Source organism: Nocardia sp. NPDC055321 (genome assembly GCF_053645575.1).
Genome location: NZ_JBSHMS010000008.1, coordinates 217,482 through 237,656, shown reverse-complemented (window position 1 = coordinate 237,656; position 20,175 = coordinate 217,482). Strand labels below are relative to the sequence as shown.

The 20,175-nt window shown below is 69.5% G+C and carries 18 protein-coding genes and 1 pseudogene; 7 read left to right on the top strand and 12 right to left on the bottom strand.

The window, feature by feature from the left end; genetic code table 11:
* Positions 1-49: 49 nt before the first annotated feature.
* The 3 genes from sufD to ACWIGI_RS15590 form a co-directional block, all read right to left on the bottom strand.
* Positions 50-1,228 carry a Fe-S cluster assembly protein SufD gene (gene sufD / locus ACWIGI_RS15600; protein ID WP_454203056.1) on the bottom strand — a complete coding sequence of 393 codons (1,179 nt, stop codon included), beginning with the start codon at positions 1,226-1,228 and terminating at the stop codon, positions 50-52.
* A complete protein-coding gene (gene sufB, locus ACWIGI_RS15595) occupies positions 1,228-2,664 on the bottom strand; it encodes a Fe-S cluster assembly protein SufB (RefSeq protein WP_454203055.1) in 1,437 nt (478 codons plus the stop codon). The genes sufD and sufB overlap by 1 nt, the downstream gene beginning before the upstream one ends.
* A 79-nt stretch (positions 2,665-2,743) precedes the next feature.
* Complete coding sequence (locus ACWIGI_RS15590; RefSeq protein WP_454203054.1) at positions 2,744-3,517, bottom strand: helix-turn-helix transcriptional regulator; 774 nt, start codon at positions 3,515-3,517, stop codon at positions 2,744-2,746.
* Positions 3,518-3,778: 261 nt separating this feature from the next.
* Between ACWIGI_RS15590 and ACWIGI_RS15585 the strand changes: the two are divergent.
* The 3 genes and pseudogenes from ACWIGI_RS15585 to ACWIGI_RS15575 form a co-directional block, all read left to right on the top strand.
* Positions 3,779-3,895, top strand: a pseudogene (locus tag ACWIGI_RS15585) (FAD-binding protein); the annotation flags it as partial.
* Positions 3,896-4,069: 174 nt separating this feature from the next.
* Entirely contained in the window at positions 4,070-4,930 is an 861-nt protein-coding gene (locus ACWIGI_RS15580; RefSeq protein WP_454203144.1) for a GMC oxidoreductase, read from the top strand.
* A 48-nt stretch (positions 4,931-4,978) separates the two neighbouring features.
* Positions 4,979-5,653: a GAP family protein gene (locus tag ACWIGI_RS15575; RefSeq protein WP_454203053.1), complete on the top strand. Its 675-nt coding sequence runs from the start codon at positions 4,979-4,981 to the stop codon at positions 5,651-5,653.
* A 180-nt stretch (positions 5,654-5,833) separates the two neighbouring features.
* Here ACWIGI_RS15575 and ACWIGI_RS15570 read toward each other — a convergent pair whose 3' ends face one another.
* Together ACWIGI_RS15570 and ACWIGI_RS15565 are read right to left on the bottom strand one after the other, a co-directional pair.
* The gene (locus ACWIGI_RS15570; protein WP_454203052.1) at positions 5,834-7,576 is read right to left on the bottom strand and encodes a pyruvate dehydrogenase; all 1,743 of its coding nucleotides are present in this window, start codon (positions 7,574-7,576) and stop codon (positions 5,834-5,836) included.
* A gap of 153 nt (positions 7,577-7,729) precedes the next feature.
* Positions 7,730-8,323, bottom strand: coding sequence for a TetR/AcrR family transcriptional regulator (locus ACWIGI_RS15565; RefSeq protein ID WP_454203051.1), 594 nt, complete (start codon positions 8,321-8,323; stop codon positions 7,730-7,732).
* A 411-nt stretch (positions 8,324-8,734) separates the two neighbouring features.
* Here ACWIGI_RS15565 and mptB point away from each other — a divergent pair, with 411 nt between their 5' ends.
* The 4 genes from mptB to ACWIGI_RS15545 all read left to right on the top strand — a co-directional run bounded on the left by mptB (position 8,735) and on the right by ACWIGI_RS15545 (position 13,202).
* The gene (mptB, locus tag ACWIGI_RS15560; protein ID WP_454203050.1) at positions 8,735-10,417 is read left to right on the top strand and encodes a polyprenol phosphomannose-dependent alpha 1,6 mannosyltransferase MptB; all 1,683 of its coding nucleotides are present in this window, start codon (positions 8,735-8,737) and stop codon (positions 10,415-10,417) included.
* The gene (locus ACWIGI_RS15555; protein ID WP_454203049.1) at positions 10,414-11,346 is read left to right on the top strand and encodes an ABC transporter ATP-binding protein; all 933 of its coding nucleotides are present in this window, start codon (positions 10,414-10,416) and stop codon (positions 11,344-11,346) included. Before mptB ends, ACWIGI_RS15555 begins: the two co-directional genes overlap by 4 nt.
* Complete coding sequence (locus ACWIGI_RS15550) at positions 11,343-12,125, top strand: ABC transporter permease (RefSeq protein WP_454203048.1); 783 nt, start codon at positions 11,343-11,345, stop codon at positions 12,123-12,125. The genes ACWIGI_RS15555 and ACWIGI_RS15550 overlap by 4 nt, the downstream gene beginning before the upstream one ends.
* 99 nt (positions 12,126-12,224) lie before the next feature.
* Positions 12,225-13,202 carry a COX15/CtaA family protein gene (locus ACWIGI_RS15545; protein ID WP_454203047.1) on the top strand — a complete coding sequence of 326 codons (978 nt, stop codon included), beginning with the start codon at positions 12,225-12,227 and terminating at the stop codon, positions 13,200-13,202.
* A gap of 27 nt (positions 13,203-13,229) precedes the next feature.
* Here the strand turns inward: ACWIGI_RS15545 and ACWIGI_RS15540 are convergent, their stop codons facing one another.
* The 7 genes from ACWIGI_RS15540 to ACWIGI_RS15510 are packed head-to-tail and all read right to left on the bottom strand — an operon-like array spanning position 13,230 to position 20,148.
* A complete protein-coding gene (locus ACWIGI_RS15540) occupies positions 13,230-14,141 on the bottom strand; it encodes a VOC family protein (RefSeq protein ID WP_454203046.1) in 912 nt (303 codons plus the stop codon).
* A 24-nt stretch (positions 14,142-14,165) separates the two neighbouring features.
* Positions 14,166-15,041: a class I SAM-dependent methyltransferase gene (locus ACWIGI_RS15535; protein WP_454203045.1), complete on the bottom strand. Its 876-nt coding sequence runs from the start codon at positions 15,039-15,041 to the stop codon at positions 14,166-14,168.
* A 45-nt stretch (positions 15,042-15,086) separates the two neighbouring features.
* Positions 15,087-15,869: a glucosamine-6-phosphate deaminase gene (gene nagB / locus ACWIGI_RS15530; protein ID WP_454203044.1), complete on the bottom strand. Its 783-nt coding sequence runs from the start codon at positions 15,867-15,869 to the stop codon at positions 15,087-15,089.
* Complete coding sequence (locus ACWIGI_RS15525) at positions 15,857-17,023, bottom strand: N-acetylglucosamine-6-phosphate deacetylase (RefSeq protein WP_454203043.1); 1,167 nt, start codon at positions 17,021-17,023, stop codon at positions 15,857-15,859. Before ACWIGI_RS15525 ends, nagB begins: the two co-directional genes overlap by 13 nt.
* Positions 17,020-18,675 carry a phosphoenolpyruvate--protein phosphotransferase gene (gene ptsP, locus ACWIGI_RS15520; RefSeq protein WP_454203042.1) on the bottom strand — a complete coding sequence of 552 codons (1,656 nt, stop codon included), beginning with the start codon at positions 18,673-18,675 and terminating at the stop codon, positions 17,020-17,022. The genes ACWIGI_RS15525 and ptsP overlap by 4 nt, the downstream gene beginning before the upstream one ends.
* Positions 18,665-18,928, bottom strand: a complete 264-nt coding sequence (locus ACWIGI_RS15515) for an HPr family phosphocarrier protein (RefSeq protein WP_454203041.1) — start codon at positions 18,926-18,928, stop codon at positions 18,665-18,667. Before ACWIGI_RS15515 ends, ptsP begins: the two co-directional genes overlap by 11 nt.
* Positions 18,928-20,148 (bottom strand): PTS transporter subunit EIIC, encoded by a 1,221-nt coding sequence (locus ACWIGI_RS15510; protein ID WP_454203040.1) that lies wholly within the window; start codon positions 20,146-20,148, stop codon positions 18,928-18,930. The genes ACWIGI_RS15515 and ACWIGI_RS15510 overlap by 1 nt, the downstream gene beginning before the upstream one ends.
* Between the last annotated feature and the right edge of the window lie 27 nt (positions 20,149-20,175).

Here is a 20,175-nt window from a genome sequence, read left to right as displayed (position 1 = left end):
TCGAATTCCTTTATGGGGAGGGAAGTATGGGGGTTCAGGTGGGTGAGCGTCAGACGCCCACGGCGGCGAGTTCGGCCTCGATGGCCGCCTCGAGCCGCTCCCGAACCTCGGGGACGGCGATCTTCTGGATGATCTCGTGGAAGAAGCCGCGCACGACCAGACGCCGCGCCGCCTCCTCGGTGATACCGCGCGAGCGCAGGTAGAACAGCTGCTCGTCATCGAAACGACCGGTCGCCGAGGCGTGTCCGGCGCCGACGATCTCGCCGGTCTCGATCTCCAGGTTCGGCACCGAATCGGCGCGCGCGCCATCGGTGAGCACCAGGTTCCGGTTCACCTCGTAGGTGTCGGTGCCCTCGGCGGCCGCGCGAATGAGCACGTCGCCCACCCACACGGTGTGCGCGTCCGGCTTCGAGGAGCTCGGATCACCCTGCAGCGCACCCTTGTACTGCACGTTGGACTTGCAGTTGGGCTGCGAGTGATCGACCAGCAGGCGCTGTTCGAAGTGCTGGCCGTCGTCGGCGAAGTACAGGCCGAGCAGCTCGGCGTCGCCGCCCGGGCCCGCGTAGCGCACGTTCGCCGCCAGGCGCACCAGATCGCCGCCGAGGGTGACGTTGGTGTGCCGCAGCGTGGAGTCGCGACCCACGCGCGGGTGGTGCATGGTGACGTGCACGGCGTCGTCGGCCCAGTCCTGGACGATGACGGCCGACAGCTTGGCGCTGTCCCCGAGCACGAATTCCACGTTGTCGGCGAAGGTTCCGCTGCCCCGGTAGTCGATGACCACGGTGGCGACGGCGAAGTTGGCCAGGCGGATCTGGGTGTGACCGAAGGCCACCTTGCCCGCGCCCGGACCGGTGATGGTCACGAAAACCGGCTCGGCCACTTCGGTTTCGGCGCCGACCGAGATGACGGTCGCCTGCTCGAAGCCCGAGTAGGCCTGCGCGGCAACGCGATCGGTGGGCACCCCGCCCTGGCCGAGGCGCTCGTCGGCGCGCTCGACCGTTTCCACGGTGACGCCCTCGACCGAGTTGACCTCGACCGTCGCCTGCCCGTCCCGCACGGCGGTGCCGTCGTGCAGGCCGTTCAGGCGGCGCATCGGGGTGAAGCGCCACGCCTCGTCGCGACCCGAGGGGATCTCGAAGGCGTTGACGTCGAACGAGGCGAAGACCTCGCCCTTGTTCACCGCCGGGGTACGACCCTCGGCCGCAACGGCTACGTTCTCGACCGTCATCAGCCGACGGCTCCTTCCATCTGCAGTTCGATCAGGCGGTTGAGCTCGAGGGCGTACTCCATCGGGAGCTCCTTGGCGATGGGCTCGACGAAGCCGCGCACCACCATCGCCATGGCCTCGTCCTCGGTCAGACCGCGGCTCATGAGGTAGAACAGCTGGTCCTCGGACACCTTGGACACCGTCGCCTCGTGGCCCATGGTCACGTCGTCCTCGCGGATGTCGACGTACGGGTACGTGTCCGAGCGAGAGATGTTGTCCACCAGCAGCGCATCGCACTTGACCGACGAGCTCGAGCCGTAGGCGCCCTTGTTCACCTGCACCAGACCGCGGTAGGAGGCACGACCGCCGCCGCGCGCCACGGACTTGGAGATGATGTTCGAGGACGTGTGCGGCGCCAGGTGCAGCATCTTCGCACCGGTGTCCTGGTGCTGACCCGCACCGGCGAACGCGATCGAGAGCACCTCGCCCTTGGCGTGCTCACCGGTCATCCACACGGCCGGGTACTTCATGGTGACCTTGGAGCCGATGTTGCCGTCGACCCATTCCATGGTCGCGCCCGCCTCGGCCTTGGCCCGCTTGGTGACCAGGTTGTAGACGTTGTTCGACCAGTTCTGAATGGTGGTGTACCGGCAGCGGCCACCCTTCTTCACGATGATCTCCACGACCGCGGAGTGCAGCGAGTCCGAGGAGTAGATCGGCGCGGTACAACCCTCGACGTAGTGCACGTAGGCGTCTTCGTCGACGATGATCAGCGTCCGCTCGAACTGACCCATGTTCTCGGTGTTGATGCGGAAGTACGCCTGCAGCGGGATGTCCACGTGCACGCCCTTCGGCACGTAGATGAACGAGCCACCGGACCAGGTGGCCGAGTTCAGCGCCGAGAACTTGTTGTCGCCGGACGGGATGACCGTGCCGAAGTACTGCTGGAACAGCTCCGGGTGCTCCTTGAGCGCGGTATCGGTGTCCAGGAAGATGACGCCCTGCTTCTCGAGATCCTCGCGGATCGAGTGGTAGACGACCTCGGACTCGTACTGCGCCGCGACACCGGACACGAGGCGCTGCTTCTCCGCCTCGGGGATGCCGAGCTTGTCGTAGGTGTTCTTGATGTCCTCGGGCAGGTCCTCCCAGGTGGCAGCCTGCTTCTCGGACGAGCGCACGAAGTACTTGATGTTGTCGAAATCGATGCCGTCGAGGTCCGAGCCCCAGTTCGGCATGGGCTTCTTCTCGAAGATGCGCAGCGCCTTCAGCCGGAAGTCGAGCATCCACTCGGGTTCGCTCTTCTTCGCCGAGATATCGCGCACGACCTCCTCGGACAGGCCGCGCTTGGCACTGGCACCGGCCACATCCTTGTCGGCCCAGCCATACCCGTAAGTCCCGATCGAGGCGATGGTCTCCTCTTGGGACAGCGGCTGCACCTGGTCGGTCGTCGTCGTCATTCGGCACTCCTTCCGGAGTCGTTGTGTAGATGCCGTTGCGGGCTGTGCAACGGAACTTGCTGCGGGTTCCTGCGGTGGTTTATGCGGTAGTGGTTCTAGGGGGCACGGCCAGCGGCAGCACCGGGACATGCGTGGTGCACGCGCAATCGCCGTTGGCGATGGTCGCCAGGCGCTGCACGTGCGTGCCGAGTAATTCCCGGAAGGCCTCCAGCTCGGCGGCACACAGCTCCGGAAACTCCTCGGCCACATGCGACACCGGGCAGTGATGCTGGCAGATCTGCACGCCCGCACCAACTTTCCGGGTGGAGGCGGCGAAGCCGGCTTCGGTGAACGCTTCCGCGATCTCCTCGGCCTTCTCGGTCGTCGCCTCCGGGGTGGTCCCGCCGAGCCGCTCGATTCCGGCGACTATGGCGGCGACCCGCTTGCGCGCGAACTCGGTGATGGCCTTGTCGCCGCCGATCTCGCGCAGCTGGCGCATGGCCGCGCCGGCGAGGTCATCGTAGGCATGCCCCAAACGGCCCCGGCCGGTGGCTGTCAGCTGGAACTGTTTGGCCGGGCGCCCGCGGCCCTTCTGCTGCCACGCCGCGGACCGGGCGGCGCGTGCCTCGCCCGATTCGATGAGCGCGTCCAGGTGCCGTCGCACGCCCGCCGGGGTCAGGGCCAGCCGCTTACCGATATCGGTGGCGGTGATGGGCCCCTCTTCCAGCAGGAGCTTGATGACGGCCTCGCGGGTGTGGCCCTCACCGGCGGGTCCGGACGCGACAACGGGCCGGGCGCCCTTCCGGCGCCCGGTCTCCGCTCCCGCATTCCGCAAACCCACGGTTTTCACAACATCAGTGTGACGGAATTCCATCCCGCGTTCCAGTAAGGGTCACCTGACTTCGGGGGGCTGGGGCGTGTGACTCTCTGCACACCGTCCAACCTGCGCCGGATTGGCCCGACCAGCGGGCCGGATTCGCGGGAAATTTGCGGTCGCGCGAGGGCTCGACCGAACCGACCGACCAGCGTCCACCAAAAAGGGTGAAATCCCGGCAGATCCCCGACGATTGGCAAATCGATAGCTACGCTCGAGCCACCACCTTCCCTATCGAGAGGCGGCCGTGTGGCAGCGGACATGGATTTCGATGTGGTCATCGTCGGGTCCGGCTGCGGCGGGAGCGTCACCGCGCTGCGGCTGATCGAGAAGGGCTACCGGGTGGCGGTGATCGCCGCGGGACGCGGGTTCGCCGAACCGGGCGGGGAGGCGCGGGCGCAGGTGCCGGGGGACGCGTTCTTCGGCGACGAGCGGTGGGCCGGGATCACCGATTGGCGAGCCGAGCTCGAGCCGTATTACGAACGGGCACTGAGCATTCCACCTCGGCGCTACCTGACCTGCGCCGAGCGCGGCGGGGCGCGGATCGTGCCGATGACGACGGTGATGACCGTGCGGCCGTTACGCGCCGGCGGGTGGAAGGTGTCGGCCCAGCGCACCGGGCGGCCGTGGTGGGTCGGGCGGCGGACGTTCACCGCCGGGCAGGTGGTGCTCGCGGCCGGGGCGCACGGTACCCGGCGATTGCTGGCCGACATGCGCGATCGCGGGGTGCTGAATCATCTGTCGGCGCGATTGGGCGAACCCACGCCTACCGGCGGGGACCGTGACGGATGGGGGACGCACGCGGGGCACGCCGGACCGGATGGCCGCGAGATGTCCGCCGGCCACACGGCCCTGCGTCACCTCGTGGCGACCGTGCGGTCACGAACGGGCGCGGGCACGATCGGCCTGCCGGGTACCGACCGGGAGCTGGGTGGATGCTGTATCGGCGGGAATCCGCGCGACGGGGTGATCGATGCCTATCACCGGGTGTTCGGCTACCCCTCGCTCAGCGTGGTCGGGGCGGCCGCGGTCACCGCGGATCCCGGGGTGAATCCGGCGCTGACCGTGTGTGCGCAGGCCGAACGCGCGGCGGCGTTCTGGCCGAACGTCGATGAACCCGATCCCAGGCCCGGTCAGGGTGGGGTGTATCGGCGGATTGACGCGGTGCGGCCGGAGTATCCCCTCGACGCGGCAGCGGTAGTGCAGGGGAAATCGGACGGTGCACCCGGCACGCAGCCAGTGCAGCCGCGCGATACTCCCGCCCCCCGGCCCCACAGCGGCGTGCAGACCGACGAATCGGGCCGCCACTGGCAAGGCGACGAGCCAGAACGACGCGGGCACAGCGACGAGCCAGGTCGGACCAGGCAGGACGACGAGCAGAACGCAGGTGGGCAGGACCCCTCTAACAGCTGATTCGCGCGGCGATCACGGCTCGAATTCACCTCGACGGCAGGAGTTTTCATGGGGAACGCGATCGGGCAGTTTCTCAGTCACGCGGTCGGTGTGGCGATCAGTCCGGTCGCGCTGATCGCGGTCATTCTGCTGGTGGCCGTGCCGCGGGGCGGACGGGCAAACGCCCTGGCCTTCGCGCTGGGGTGGGTGCTGGCGGTGGCGGGCATCTTCGCGGGGCTGCTGCTGATCGCGGAGGCGGCGGGCGCGCACCGGGACGGGCATCCGGGGACCTGGGTCGCCTGGTTCCGGCTCACCCTCGGCGTGCTGCTGGCGCTGATGACCCTGCGGCAGCTGCGACTGGCCCGCGCCGCCGAGGTCGGTACGCTGCCGCGCCGGCTGGAGAACCTCGAGCAGTTCACCACCACGAAATGTGTCGTCCTGGGCGTGGTGCTGGTCGTGGCGAGTCCGAAGAACGTCATGCAGATCGCGTCCGGGGCGGTGACGACCGCCGAGTCCGCGTTGCACGTTCCGGGACAGCTCGTCGCCGGACTGGTCTTCGTGGCCATTTCCTCACTGGGCGTGCTGATTCCACTCGCGATGCACTTCGTGAGCAGCCGCTCGTCCTCGGCCACCCTGGAGCGATGGAAGGACTGGACCATCCGCAATCACTACGTGGTCATGGCGGTGTTGTTCGCGCTGCTGAGCGCGAAATCGCTGGGCGACGGGATCAGCGGGCTGTTCTGATCGGGACAGTGCGCCGCCTCTGATCGATACAGTGCGCCGCACTGATCCGCGTTCGGGGGCGTTCCTCCCGTCGGACAAGGCCACACACCCGTGAATCGGGCCATGCCAGATCGGTAGAAGCCGATCCGCCGCAACGGCTTCCGCCCGGGCGATCCCGTCCGAGGCGCTGCTGCCCCCGAATCAGGGCCGGGGAATGTTGCGCAGGTTGCTGCGGGCCAGCTCGACCATCCGGCCCACCCCGCCGCCGAGCACGATCTTTCCGGCGGCCAGCGCGAAGCCCTTGACCTGGGCGGCGTCGATCTTGGGCGGCAGCGAGAGCGCGTTGGGGTCGGTCACCACGTCCACCAGGACCGGCCCGGGCTCGGCACACGCCTGTTCCAGTGCCGCACGAACTTTCGTCGGATCGGTGACCCGGATCGACTTCAGCCCGACAGCCGCGGCGATGGCGGCGTAGTCGACGGGTTCGTGGTCGGTGCCGTAGTCGGGTAGCCCGTCCACCAGCATCTCCAGTTTCACCATGCCGAGCGAGGAGTTGTTGAACACCACGATCTTCACCGGCAGCCGATGCCGCCAGACCGTGAGCAGCTCCCCCATCAGCATGGCCAGCCCGCCGTCGCCGGACAGCGAAATCACCTGGCGGCCCGGGAAAGCCGACTGCGCGCCGATGGCGTGCGGCAGGGCGTTGGCCATGGTGCCGTGCCGCCACGAGCCGATGATGCGGCGGCGGCCGTTCGGGCTCAGATAGCGGGCGGCCCAGACGTTGCACATGCCGGTGTCAACGGTGAACACCGCGTCGTCGTCGGCGATCTCGTCGAGCAGGGCGGCGACGTACTCGGGGTGGATCGGGGTGTGGTGCTCGATGTCGTGGGTGTAGGCGTCCACCACGTGCTCGAGCGACGCGGCGTTGCGGCGCAGCATGTCGTCCAGGAACGCGCGGCTCGGTTTGTGCTGCACCACCGGCAGCAGGGCGTCGATGGTCGCGGCGACGTCGCCGTGCACCGCGATGTCGATGGCGGCGCGGCGGCCGATGCGGGCGGGGTCGCGGTCGATCTGGGCGATGCGGCCGTCCTGCGGCAGGAAGTTGTCGTAGGGGAAATCGGTGCCGAGCATGATGAGCAGGTCGGCCTCGTGCATGGCCTCGTACGCCGCGCCGTACCCGAGCAGACCGGTCATGCCCACGTCGTACGGGTTGTCGAACTGGATCCACTCCTTACCGCCCAGGGCGTGCCCGACCGGGGAGTTGACGCGCTCGGCCAGGGCCATGACCTGCGCGTGCGCGCCGCGCACCCCCGCGCCGGCGAACAGGGTCACCGTGTCGGCGTCGTTGATCGCCTCGGCGAGCCGGTCCACCTGCGCCGCGGGCGGCACCGCGACCGCGGCCTCGGTCACCAGGTCCGACCGCCAGCCACGATGCTCGGCCTCACCCTGCAGCACGTCGCCGGGCACGACCAGCACCGAGACCCCGCGCCTGCCGAGCGCGGTCTGCATGGCGATATAGGAGAGCCGGGGCATCTGGTCGGCGATGCTCACCATTTCGCAGAAGTGGCTGCATTCCACGAACAGTCGCTCCGGATGGGTCTCCTGGAAGAACCCGGTGCCGATCTCGCGGCTGGGAATGTGCGAGGCGATGGCCAGCACGGGCGCGCCGTTGCGGTGCGCGTCGTACAGCCCCTGGATCAGATGGGTGTTGCCCGGTCCGCAGCTCGCGGCGCACACCGCGAGGCGACCGGTCAGCAACGCTTCGGCTCCCGCGGCGAAGGCGGCGCTCTCCTCGTTGTGGCAGTGCACCCACTCGATGCCGGATGTTCGCCGGATCGCGTCCACGAACGGATTGAGGCTGTCGCCGACCAGTCCGAACACCCGCTCGACCCCGGCGGCGACGAGCACGTCGACCAGCTGGGTAGCAACCGAGTTACGAGCCATGATCTCCCCGTTCCCTCGTAGGGCAGTACGGAATCGATCGGCGATCACCGCACCGGCCGCGCGGCGATCCCCCTCGCACTCTAATTGATAGCCAAATATTCGCCAGTCGCCGAGAGCGGTTCGAGACCCGGCGTTCGGCCGCCGCGATCTCCCCTACGTCGGGGCCGGGTCGGCGACCGGAACCTCGGACAGGCTCAGGCGGATCAACCGCGACATGGCCGCCGCCACCGTCAGCAGCGGCTCGTCCGAGCGGCGGACGCGGGCCAGCAGCGTCGCGCCCTCGTAGGCCGCGACGACCGTGGTGGCCAGTTCGCGCGCGTGCGCTTCGGGCATGCCCATCTCGGTGAGCAGCTCGGCGAAACCGCTCGCCATGGCATCGAATGCCGAGACGCAGGCGGTGCGTACCGCGGCCACGTCGGTACCGCCGTCGAGCGCCGGGGTGCCCACCGGGCAGCCGTCGGTCCACTGGGACGCAGTCAGTTTGGTGACCATGACCTCGAACAGCGTTGCGGTCCTGTCGAACACGTCCTCGGGCGCGTCCCGGATCATCTGCCCGATCACCACCCCCGTGCTGGTGACGGCGGACACCGCGATCTCCTCTTTCCCGCCCGGAAAGTGGTGGTAGATCGACCCGTACGGCAGTCCGGCCGCTTCACTCAGCTTCTTCAGTCCGAACCCGTGATAGCCGTGCCGGGCCAAAAGCCCGGCCGCCGCCATCTCGATTCGCCGCTTCGACTCCGACACCATCCCCCCAGCGTATGAGCGGGGTACGACACACAACCCGGTTTCGGTCTCGAACCCGCGTCAAACCGATTGCACAGAGTGCGTTTTCACACCCGCCGCACCGAACTCCCCACCCGCGGAACACTTCCCCGCTACCCGACGGGAGATGCATGGCAGGCGGGCCCACGCGAAGCCGGGCCGCACCAGCAGCCGGTGCGGTCCGGCAACCGCGCACAGCTCCGCCGGGTGCGAACACGTGACACCGACCGTGCACGCTCGCCGGCCGCGATCCGCGCGTGCGCCCTCCGAAATCACGCCTCGGGGCACCGGGCATCCGCGAGCGAGAGCGGATGCGGGCGGGCTGGTGGCGACGCACCGGGGGTAGGGGCGGGCGATCGGAGTCGGGGGTGGTTCGGCCGACTAGGCTTCGGGACCGTGGCGGTAGTGGACGGCGCGCGGCGCAGAGTGATCGAACTGGGACGCCGGGCGCTCGGCCTGGACGTCTCACCCGCTGATCACACGATCGCGGTGCTGCACACCGCCGACGCGGACGCACCGGGACTGGACCGGCGAGAAACGCTGCAGCTGATGCGGATCCGCCTGCTCGGGGCGACCGGCGCGGTGATCATGGCGATCGCGGCCCTGGGCGTCGGGGCGCAGCCGGTGCACCAGAACCCCACCTCCGGGGTGCGGGTGCTGGGCTTCTTCGCGCGGGCGCACACCTCGACCCTGGCGCTGTGCATGATCGGCGCGGTTCTGGTGGTCATGGCGTGGCTGCTGCTCGGGCGCTTCGCCGTCGGCGGGTGGGGCGGCAACCCGCTGCACCGGCTCACGCGCTCGCAGCTCGATCGCACGCTGCTGCTGTGGATCATCCCGCTCAGCGTCGCACCGCCCATGTTCAGCAACGACGTGTATTCGTATCTGGCGCAGAGCGAGATCGCCGCGCGCGGACTGGACCCCTACGAGGTCGGGCCCGCGGGCGGGCTGGGCATCAACAACGTCCTGACCAACAACGTGCCCAACATCTGGCGCGAGACCCCGGCGCCCTACGGCCCGCTGTTCCTGTGGATGGGTCGCGGCATCGCGGAACTGACCGGCGACAACATCATCGCCGGGGTGTGGCTGCACCGGCTGCTCGTACTCGCGGGCGTCGCGCTCATGGTGTGGGCGCTGCCGCGGCTGGCCCGGCGCTGCGGCGTGGCCGCGGTCAGCGCGCTGTGGCTGGGCGCGGCGAACCCGCTGGTGCTGTTCCACCTGGTCGGCGGCGTGCACAACGACGCGATCATGCTCGGGCTGATGCTGGCCGGCCTGGAATTCTGCCTGCGGGCCGCCGAGGACACCCACCCGTTCGACCGGCGCGCGTGGGCGCTGCTGGTCTTCGGGACCGTGATCATCGCGCTGTCCTCCTCCATCAAGATCACCTCGATCATCGCGCTCGGCTTCGTCACCATGGCGCTGGCCAAACGCTGGGGCGGCGGGCTGAAGGTCGTCATCGGCACCGGCGCGCTGCTGGGCGTCATCGCCCTGGCCACCACGTTGTTTGTGAGCGGCGTCAGCGGCCTCGGCTTCGGCTGGGTGCACACCCTCAATGTGGCCAGCGCCGTGCGCAGTTGGATGTCGCTGCCCACCGCCATCGGGGTCATCACCGGATTCGGCGGCGTACTGCTCGGACTCGGCGACCACACGACGGCGCTGCTCGCCATCACCCGGCCGATCGCCGGCACCGTCGCCGCGTTCATCACCGTGCGCATGCTCGTGGCCACCTGGACCGGCCGCCTGCATCCGGTCGGCGCGATGGGCGTTTCCCTCGGCGCGATCGTGCTGCTGTTCCCGGTCGTGCAGCCCTGGTATCTGCTGTGGGCCATCGTCCCGCTCGCGGCCTGGGCCAACCGGCCCGCGTTCCGGGTGCCCGCCGTCTGCTTCTCCGCCGTGGTCAGCGTGATCGTCATGCCGCGCGGCGCCGACTTCTACGTCTTCCAGATCGTCGAGTCCGCCATCGCCACCGTGATCGTGGGCCTGGCGTTCATCTTCCTGACCCGAAATGTGCTGCCGTGGCGCAAACAGCCGGGGGTGTCGGCTCCGTCACAGCAGCCCACGGCCTACGGTGTCTCATCGTGACCGCAGCCTCCGCACCCGCCGTCAAAGTCGACGGCATTGTGAAACGCTTCGGCGAGACCACCGCGGTGGACGGCATCAGCTTCGAGATCGAACGCGCGCAGGTGCTGGCCCTGCTCGGCCCCAACGGCGCGGGCAAGACGACCACCACCGAAATGTGCGAGGGCTTCGTCGCCCCCGACGCGGGCAGCGTGCGCGTGCTCGGCCTGGATCCCGTCGCGGATTCGGATCGCCTGCGCCCGCGCATCGGCGTCATGCTGCAGGGCGGCGGCGCGTACCCCGGATCGCGCGCGGGCGAGATGCTCGACCTGGTCGCCTCGTACTCCGCGCGGCCGCTGGACCCGGAATGGCTGCTGAAAACCCTCGGCCTGCAGGACGCCCGCCGCACCCCCTACCGGCGGCTCTCGGGCGGTCAGCAGCAGCGGCTGGCACTGGCGTGCGCGCTGGTCGGCCGCCCCGAGATCGTCTTTCTCGACGAGCCCACCGCCGGATTGGACGCCCAGGCCCGGCATCTGGTGTGGGAGCTCATCGACGCGCTGCGCCGGGACGGTGTGAGCGTGCTGCTCACCACGCACCTCATGGACGAGGCCGAACAGCTCGCCGATCAGCTGGTCATCATCGACCACGGGCGCATCGTGGCCCAGGGCACCCCGAGCGAGGTCACCTCGCACAACGCCGAGGGCCGCCTGGCCTTCACGGCCCCGCCGAATCTGGACCTGTCGCTGCTGGAAGCCGCACTGCCGGAAGGGTTCCTGCCCAAGGAGGCCACCCCGGGCTCCTATCAGCTGCGCGGCGAGATCACCCCGCAGGTGCTGGCCACCGTCACCGCGTGGTGCGCGCGAATCGACGTGCTGCCCACCGATATTCGCATCGACCAGCGCCGGCTGGAAGATGTCTTCCTCGAACTCACCGGACGGGAACTGCGCGGATGACCGAGACGCTGAACCGCTTCGCGCCGGGCACCTTCGCCCCGAATCCGCAGCCGACGACCCGGGCCCGCATGATGGCCGCCCAGACACGGCTGGAACTGATCCTGCTGCTGCGCAACGGCGAACAGCTGCTGCTGACCATGTTCATCCCGATCACGCTGCTGATCGGCCTGACGCTGCTGCCGCTGACCGGGCTCGGCGAGCACCGGGTCGATCGAATCGTGCCCGCGGTCATGATGGTCGCGGTCATGTCGACCGCGTTCACCGGGCAGGCCATCGCGGTCGGCTTCGATCGCCGCTACGGCGCACTCAAACGCCTCGGGGCCACCCCGCTGCCGCGCTGGGGAATCGTCGCGGGCAAGTGCGCGGCGGTGCTGATCGTGGTGGTGCTGCAGTCGATTCTGCTGGGCGCCATAGGTTTCGCGCTGGGCTGGCGGCCCTCGATCGCCGGGCTCGCGCTGGGCGCGATCGTGATCGCGCTGGGCACGGCGACCTTCGCGGCGCTGGGCCTGCTGCTGGGCGGCACGCTCAAGGCCGAGATCGTCCTGGCGCTGGCGAACGTGCTCTGGTTCGTCATGCTGGGCATCGCGAGCCTGGTGCTGATGTCCGACGACGTCCCGCAGGCGGTGAACCTGCTCGCGCGCGCGGTGCCCTCGGGCGCGCTGACCGCGACCCTGGAACGGGCGTTGCAGGGCGGCGTGGACTGGTACGGGTTCGCGGTGCTGGCCGGCTGGGGCGGGCTCGCCGGCTGGCTGGCGACCAAGTACTTCCGCTTCGACTAGACGCGCGCTGCCACCCGTTTCGGGTCACCCGGCGCAATCCACGACACGCCGTAGTAGGCCCGATGACGGGGTGGAATGCGCTCCCGCTACCATCGACGCGTGCTATCTCGCGCCTTCCAGCGATTCGCCGACCGGTTCCCGCTCCCCTCCCAGCGGACGCAGCTGATCATCGCCTTCGCGGTGATCCTGTCGCAGGCCGGAATCTCGGTCACCGGAGCCATCGTCCGCGTCACCGCCTCCGGGTTGGGCTGCCCCACCTGGCCGCAGTGCTTCCCGGGCAGCTTCGTCCCGGTCACCGTGGCCGAGGTGCCGGTGATCCACCAGGCGGTCGAATTCGGCAATCGCCTGCTGACTTTCGCGGTGACCCTGTGCGCGGCCGCCGTGGTGATCGCGGTGACCCGGGCCCGGCGCCGGCGCGAGGTGCAGATCTACGCCTGGCTGATGCCCGGCGGCACCGTGCTGCAGGCCATCATCGGCGGTATCACCGTGCGCACGGGCCTGCTGTGGTGGACCGTGGCGGTGCACCTGCTGGTGTCGATGCTCATGGTGTGGCTGGCCACCCTCCTGTACGCCAAGATCGCCGAACCGGACTACGGCACCGAAACCATCCTGGTACCCAAGCCGCTGCGCCTGCTCACCGCCCTGAGCGGAATCGCGCTCAGCGCAACGCTTGTCGCGGGCACGCTGGTGACCGCGGCCGGTCCGCACGCCGGTGACAAGAGCATCGAGCGCCCGGTCGCCCGGCTCGAGGTGGAGATCAGCACGCTGGTGCACCTGCACGCGGAGCTGCTGGTCGCCTACCTGAGCCTGGTCGTCGGTCTCGGCTTCGGCCTGGCCGCCATCGGCATGACCGCCGCGATCCGCAAGCGCCTGATCGTCCTGATCGCCCTGATCTCGAGCCAGGCCCTGGTCGGCATCGTGCAGTACTTCACCGACGTCCCGGCCGCGCTGGTCGCCATCCACGTCGGCGGCGCCGCGGCCTGTGTGGCCGCGACCGCCGCCCTGTGGGCGTCGATGCGCACCCGAGAAACGGTCGCGGCGGTCGAGCAGACCACCGAACCCGAACTGGTGCGATAGGCGGGGACGACCGACCCGAGGACCCTGTCAGGCGCCGTCGTAGGCGCGGCGCAGGGTCTCGATGTCCATCTTCTTCATCGGCATGAAGGCGGCGGTGACCCGGTCGACCTGTTCGGGGGTGCCGTTCTGCAGCATCTCGTCGGCGACGGCGGGCGAAATCTGCCAGGACACCCCGTAGCTGTCCTTACACCACCCGCACTGTTCCGCGGCCGGGTCGGCGGACAGCAGTTTCCAGTAGCGATCGATCTCGTCCTGGGTGTCGCAGGGGACCAACAGGGACACGGCCTCGTTGAAGGTGAAGCCGTGGTCCGGGCTCGAGCTGTCCATCGCGGTGAGCCAGGTGTCGGACAGCCGGAAATCGGTGAACATGACCGACCCCTCGGGTTCGGGGGCGTCGGGCGGATAGGGCGCCAGGGTGCCGCGTTGCGAGTCGGGGAAGACCGACAGGTAGAAGTCGGTGGCCTCGCGGGCCTTGCCCGCGACATCACCGACGAACAGCAGCGACGGAACGATGAACGGTCGCGGCTCACCGGCCGGATCGGTGAGCATGAGCTGCCAGGTGAAGCCGTATTTGTCGGCGACCCACCCGTAGCGTTCGCTGAACGGGTAGGTGTCCAGCGGCATCAGCGCGGCGCCACCGTCGGACAGCGCGGCCCAGGCCGCGTCGAGGTTGTCGCGGGCCCGCGGGTCACGGGACGGATCGAAGTTGACGATGAAGGAGATCGACGGATTCGGCGTGAACACCGGGCCCGCGCTGATCGCCATGAACTGCTGGCCGGCCAGCGTGAAATAGACGATGTCACTCTCGCCCGTCGGACTCGGCACATTGCGAATGGTCGTCACGCTCGTGACGGCGGAGTCCGGGAAAACGCTCGTATAGAACTCCGCGGCTTCACGTGCCTGATCGTCGAACCAGAGGTGGGGGACGATTGAGGTCATCACCCGATGCTAGCCCCGGCGCGATCAGGTTCGGTCCGCGATGGCGATGTGGCCGGTGCGCAGAAATCGGGGGCGGCGCGGGGTGATGTCGAGGTCTTGCGCGATCGTCAGCAGATCGATGTCGGTGGTCACCTCGAAACCGTGTGCGGCGAGCAGGGATTGGAGTACCGGCGGGGTCCAGGACGAGCGGAAGGGCTCGTCGGCGAGGGGGTTCGGGCGGCGCGCCCCGCGCAGGAGAAGACCCAGCGCCTTGCGGCCGAGGGCGTTCATGGGCGAGGGCACGGGATAGCTTATGACGAAGCGGCTGCCCGGGGCGCTCACCGCCGCGACCAGGGCGACTGTCGCCGTGACCTGGTCCGGGGTCAGGTACGGCACGACCCCTTCCCAGATCCACGTGGTGGGCACCCCCGCCTCATGGCCGGATTCGGCCAGGCGAGCGGCGAGAGAGTCCTCGGCGAAGTCGACCGGAACGAACGTCAGCGATTTCGCCAGGGGTGTGCGCTCCCCCAACCGGGCCCGTTTGTCCTGCTGCGAGGCGGGCTGATCCACCTCGAAAACCGCCGTGCCGGCGAGTTCGGGCATCCGCCAGGCACGGGCGTCCAGACCCGCGCCGAGCACCACCAGTTGCGGATGCGCGCTGTCGCGCACGCCGTCATCGATGGCGACCGTGCGGGCGGCCATGAGTTCGGCTGTGCCGGAGAGCAGTTCGAACTCCATGCGCGGCCCGAAGCCCTCGGGGCGCTCCCCCGCCCGGGCGAGCGCCACGGGATCGCGCTCGTCGGCGTGCAGCAGCTGCACCGCGAGCGGATCCGCGAAACGCCCCACCGCCAACCGGCCGTCGGCCACCGCGCGGCCCTGGCACACCAGGACCGCCGTTCGACTCGCCTTGCGCTCGATCATCGTTGAATTATCCGCGGCCCGGGCACGCGCGCCGGGACGACAGGCTCAGAAGTTCTGCCAGGCCGGCTTGTTCTCGAAGGCGAAGCGGTAGTAGTCCACGGATTTGAGGTACGAGGCCGCGCTCGGATCCACGATGACCGTCACGTGCGGATGCATCTGCAGGATCGAGGCCGGGCAGTAGGCCGAGACGGGTCCTTCGACCGCCGCCGCGACCGCCTCGGCCTTGCCCATGCCGATCGCGATCATCACCAGATGCTCGGCGTCGCCGATGGTTCCGAGGCCCTGGGTGAGCACGTGGGTCGGCACCTTGGACAGGTCGTTGTCGAAGAACCGCGCGTTGTCCTCGCGGGTCTGCGGGGTCAGCGTCTTCACGCGGGTGCGCGAGCGCAGCGAGGAGCCGGGCTCGTTGAAGCCGAGGTGGCCGTTGGCCCCGATGCCCAGGATCTGCACGGCGACCGGACCGTTCTCGGCGATCTTGCGCTCGTAATCGGCGGCGGCGGCCGGGATGTCGGCCGCGGACCCGTCCGGGGTGTGCACCAGCGCGTCGTCGAAGTCCACGTAGGAGGTGAACTCGTCGCGGATGAACTGGCGGTAGGACTGCGGATGTCCGGCGGACAGCCCGATGTACTCGTCGAGCAGGAACGCCTGCACCCCGGCGAAGCTGAGTTCGTCGTCGTTGTACTGGCGAATCATCTCGCGGTAGGCGCCCAGCGGGGAGGAGCCGGTGGCCAGGCCGATCGAGCGGGCGCCGGCGCGAACGTGGTCGGCCATGATCCGACCCGCCAGCACTCCGGCGTCGACCAGGTTTTCGGCGATCACGAGTTCCATGGAATTCCGTCCTTGTACACGGTCAATGGGTTCAGGTGGTGGTCGGTGACGAGCAGATCCGCCCGCAGGCCCGGGCGCAGCGCACCGACCCGGTGCGCGAGGCCGAGCAGGCGGGCGGGGGTGGCGGCCGCCGCGAGGGCGGCATCCCAGAGCTCCACGCCCGCGTGGAACACGGTGCGGCGCAGCACATCCGACGCCGAGGCGGTGCCGCCGGCGATAGCGCCCGGACCGTGCGGGTCGTACAGGCGCGACACGCCGTCCCGCACCACGACATCCAGACTGCCCAGCTGGTACCGGCCGTCGGGTTCGCCGGCGGCGGCCATGGCGTCGGTGATGAGCGCGAGATTGTGCGGTCCGAGCGTGTCGAAGACCATCCGCACGGTGCCGTCGGCCAGGTGCACGCCGTCGGCGATGACCTCGGCCACCACGTCACCGCGCCCGGCCGCGGCCATGGCGGCGGTGAGGAAGTTCGCGTCGCGATGCGCGAGGGCGGGCATCGCGTTGAACAGGTGGGTGATGGACACCCGCCGGCCCCGGTACATGGCGTGCACCGAGCGGTCGTAGTCGGCGACGGTATGGCCCAGGGACAGCACGACATTCGCCTCGGCGAGCACATCGGCGAGCGCGTCGAACCCGTTCACCTCCGGGGCGATGGTGACCGAGACGATCCGGCCGCCCGCGTGGTCGACGAGCCGGCGCAGCATGGCCGGGTCGCCGTCGTGGATGCGTGCGGGATCGTGTGCGCCCCGCCGGTGTTCGCTGATGAACGGGCCCTCGAGGTGGATGCCCGCGAGCAGTCCGGAATCGACGGCGGGGCCCAGCACGTCGATACGAGCGCGCAGTTCGTCCTCGGTCGCCGAGACCAGCGAGGCCACCAGCGTGGTGGTGCCCCGGCCGCGATGGAAGCCGGCGGCCGCCGCGACACCCGCGGGATCGGCGTCCGGGAAGCCGAATCCGCCGCCGCCGTGGCAGTGCACGTCGATGAGCCCGGGCATGATCACCGGCGGCGGACCGGTGACCGTGGGCTGTTCGCCCGGGAAGTCCCGGGCCGATCCCACGTACTCCAGGACCGGTCCGTCGAAGGACACCACGCCGTCGGGGATGTCGCCCGCGTCGGTGAGGGTGAGGATCCGGCCGCGCAGGGTCGTCCTCACCGACCTCGCCCCAGGGCTGTCCGGGCCGCGTGAACCGCGTCCGCGGCGGTGCGCGCGGCCACCACGGCGGCCGCCGCGGCCCGGCACTGTTCGAGGGTGACCGCCGCGAGCGCTGCCCGCACACCGGCCAGCGAGCGCGGCGCCATCGACAGCGTCTCGACTCCCAAACCGACCAGCACGCAGGCGAATTCGGGATTGGACGCCGATTCGCCGCACACCCCGACCTTGACGTCGTTCCGGTTCGCTCCCGCCACCACCGCGGCGATCGTCGCGGCCAGCGCGGGCTGCCACGGGTCGTGCAGCGGAGCCAGCGCGGAGGACATGCGGTCCGCGCCGAACAGATACTGCGACAGGTCGTTGGTGCCGATCGAGAAGAAGTCCACTTCCGCGCCCACGTGCTCCGAACGCAGTGCGGCGGCGGGGATCTCGATCATGACGCCCGCCGCGTCGAGCCCGGCGGCCCGCGCGCGGGTGACGAAGTAGTTCGCCTCCTCGACGGTGGCGACCATGGGCGCCATGACCTTGACCGCCGCGCCGGTGTCCCGGCGGGCGGCCTCGATCGCGGTGAGCTGATCGAGCAGTGTCCCCTCATCGACACTGCTCAATCGCAATCCACGTATTCCGAGCGCCGGGTTCTCCTCGTCCGGCAGGCCGAGGAACGGCAGCGGCTTGTCCGAGCCCGCGTCCAGGGTGCGCACGGTGACGGGCCGCTCCCCCAGTTCGGCGAACACCTCGGCGTATTTGGCGGTCTGCTCTTCCACCGTGGGCGCGGTCTGCGCGCCGAGGAACAGGAATTCGGTGCGGAAGAGCCCGACGCCCTCCGCGCCGAGTTCCACCGCGAGCCGGGCGTCGGCCGCGCTGCCCACGTTGGCCAGCAGCGGAACCGCGTGCCCGTCGGCCGTGCGGCCGGGTCCGGTGGGCGCGTCCGCCTGCCGCGCACGCGCGGCGAGCGCTTCCTCGCGACGCGCCGCGTCGGGTTCGAGCCGCACGATTCCGGTCGTGCCGTCCAGCACCACCTCGGTGTTCTCCGCGATCTCGACCGCGCCGGGGGCGGCGACCACGGCCGGAATCCCCAGGGCCTTGGCCAGAATGGCGGTGTGCGAGGTGGGACCGCCCGCCACGGTGAGCAGGCCGACGACGATCTCGGGATCGAGAGTGGCGGTGTCGGCGGGTGCGAGGTCCTGTGCCGCGAGCACGAAAGGCGTAGCGCTGTCCGGGATTCCGGGCGGGTCGACGCCGAGCAGTTCGGCAACCACGCGCTGCCCGACATCGCGCAGATCCGACGCGCGTTCGGCCATCATGCCGCCGAGGGCGGACAGTTGCCCGGCGAAGTGCGCCACCGTCTCGGTGACCGAGTGGGCGGTCGGGCCGCCCGCCCGGATGCCCGCGCGCACCTGGTCGAGCAGCGCGGGGTCCGCGGCCAGCGCCGAGGTCATGAACAGGATGTCCGCGGCCGGGCCCCGCGCTTCGAGCGCCTGGGCGGAGTACCGCGCCGCGACGGCCTCGAAAGCGGCTTCGGCGCGGGCGATCTCGGCCTCGACGTCGCTCCCGGGGGTATCGGAGGCGCTGGTGACCGGCGCGGACGCCAGCCACTTCACCGGTCCGAGCGCCACTCCGGGAGCGGCGGCGACACCGTGGATCTCACGCGTCAAGATCGGTCTCCAGCAGGGTGACGAGCCGGTCGAGCGCGGCGTCGTTGCCCTCGTCGGTCGACAGGGTGACGGTGTCGCCCTGCTTGACGCCCAGCGTCATGACCTGCAGCAGACTGCCCGCGGCGACGGCGGGCTTGCCGTCGATCGAAATCGTCACGGGCACGGCCGATTCGGCGGCCGCCTTGGCGAACAGGGCGGCCGGGCGGGCATGCAGCCCGGTCTTGGACGCGACGGTGGCGGTACGGGTGATCATTACGCGACGTTCTCCTTCTCGATCTCTTCTTCGTCGGGTTCACGACCCGGTGTCGGCAGATTCCAGCGCTTGATGATGAAGCTGAAGGTGACGTAGTAGAGGACGGCGTAACCCAAGCCTATGGGGATGAGCAGCAGCGGATGCGTTGCCTTGCCGAAGTTCAGCAGATAGTCGATGGCGCCCGCGGAGAAGGTGAAGCCGTCGTGGATGCCCAGCGCGTTGGTCAGCGCGAGGGCCGAACCGGTGAAGAGCGCGTGGATGAGCAGCAGCGGCCAGGCCACGAAGATGAACGCGAATTCCAGCGGTTCGGTGATGCCGGTGACGAAGGCGGTCAGACCGGTGGAGAGCATGATGCCGCCGACCACCTTGCGGTTCTCGGGCTTGGCGTTGCGCCAGATGGCCAGGGCCGCGGCGGGCAGGCCGAACATCATGATCGGGAAGAAGCCGGTCATGAAGGTGCCCGCGGACGGGTCGCCGGCCAGGAAGCGCGGAATGTCGCCGTGGGCGCCGTTGTAGTCGCCGATCACGAACCACACCACCGAGTTCAGGATGTGGTGCAGACCCAGCGGCAGCAGCAGGCGGTTGGCGAAGCCGAAGATGCCGCCACCCGCGACCGCGTTGTTCGCGACGGTCTCACCGAGCCAGGTCAGCCCGGCGTTGAAGGCCGGGTAGACGAACGACATCGCCACGCCGATGACCACGGCGGCGCACGCGGTCAGGATCGGGACCAGGCGGCGGCCGGAGAAGAAGCCGAGGTAGTCCGGTAGCTGGGTGCGGTGGTAGCGCTGCCACAGTATGGCCGCGGTCAGGCCCATGACAATGCCGCCCAGGACACCGAAGTTCACCAGGGCCTGAGCGCCTTTGGTGTCGGTCTTGCCCTCCATGACCACCGGGGACATGGCTTTCAGTACGCCGTTGAAGGCCAGGTAGCCGACGACGGCGGCCAGGGCCGTCGAGCCGTCGGCCTTCTTGGCCCAGCCGATGGCGATGCCGACCGCGAACAGCAGGGGGAGGTTGTCGAGCAGTGCGCCACCGGCTCCGGCGATGACATCGGCGACGGTCTCGGTCGCCGACCAGCGGCCGAGCATGTCGTCCTGTCCCAGCCGTACGAGCAGGCCCGCGGCGGGTAGCGTGGCGATCGGCAGCATCAAGCTGCGGCCGAGTTTCTGCAGTCCGGACAGGTCGATTGTCTTGCGCGCGCTCTGGGCGGCATCGGCCATAGCGGTGGTCCTCAGTCTGTGAATAGG

Excerpts from the sequence above, each read along its gene's own strand:
- sufB (WP_454203055.1), bottom strand. The coding sequence starts at position 2,664 with ATGACGACGACGACCGACCAGGTGCAGCCGCTGTCCCAAGAGGAGACC.
- ACWIGI_RS15570 (WP_454203052.1), bottom strand. The coding sequence starts at position 7,576 with ATGGCTCGTAACTCGGTTGCTACCCAGCTGGTCGACGTGCTCGTCGCC.
- ACWIGI_RS15590 (WP_454203054.1), bottom strand. The coding sequence starts at position 3,517 with ATGGAATTCCGTCACACTGATGTTGTGAAAACCGTGGGTTTGCGGAAT.
- nagB (WP_454203044.1), bottom strand. The coding sequence starts at position 15,869 with ATGGAACTCGTGATCGCCGAAAACCTGGTCGACGCCGGAGTGCTGGCG.
- ACWIGI_RS15550 (WP_454203048.1), top strand. The coding sequence starts at position 11,343 with ATGACCGAGACGCTGAACCGCTTCGCGCCGGGCACCTTCGCCCCGAAT.
- ACWIGI_RS15535 (WP_454203045.1), bottom strand. The coding sequence starts at position 15,041 with ATGATCGAGCGCAAGGCGAGTCGAACGGCGGTCCTGGTGTGCCAGGGC.
- ACWIGI_RS15565 (WP_454203051.1), bottom strand. The coding sequence starts at position 8,323 with ATGGTGTCGGAGTCGAAGCGGCGAATCGAGATGGCGGCGGCCGGGCTT.
- ACWIGI_RS15540 (WP_454203046.1), bottom strand. The coding sequence starts at position 14,141 with ATGACCTCAATCGTCCCCCACCTCTGGTTCGACGATCAGGCACGTGAA.
- ACWIGI_RS15510 (WP_454203040.1), bottom strand. The coding sequence starts at position 20,148 with ATGGCCGATGCCGCCCAGAGCGCGCGCAAGACAATCGACCTGTCCGGA.
- ACWIGI_RS15515 (WP_454203041.1), bottom strand. The coding sequence starts at position 18,928 with ATGATCACCCGTACCGCCACCGTCGCGTCCAAGACCGGGCTGCATGCC.
- sufD (WP_454203056.1), bottom strand. The coding sequence starts at position 1,228 with ATGACGGTCGAGAACGTAGCCGTTGCGGCCGAGGGTCGTACCCCGGCG.
- ACWIGI_RS15575 (WP_454203053.1), top strand. The coding sequence starts at position 4,979 with ATGGGGAACGCGATCGGGCAGTTTCTCAGTCACGCGGTCGGTGTGGCG.
- ACWIGI_RS15580 (WP_454203144.1), top strand. The coding sequence starts at position 4,070 with ATGACGACGGTGATGACCGTGCGGCCGTTACGCGCCGGCGGGTGGAAG.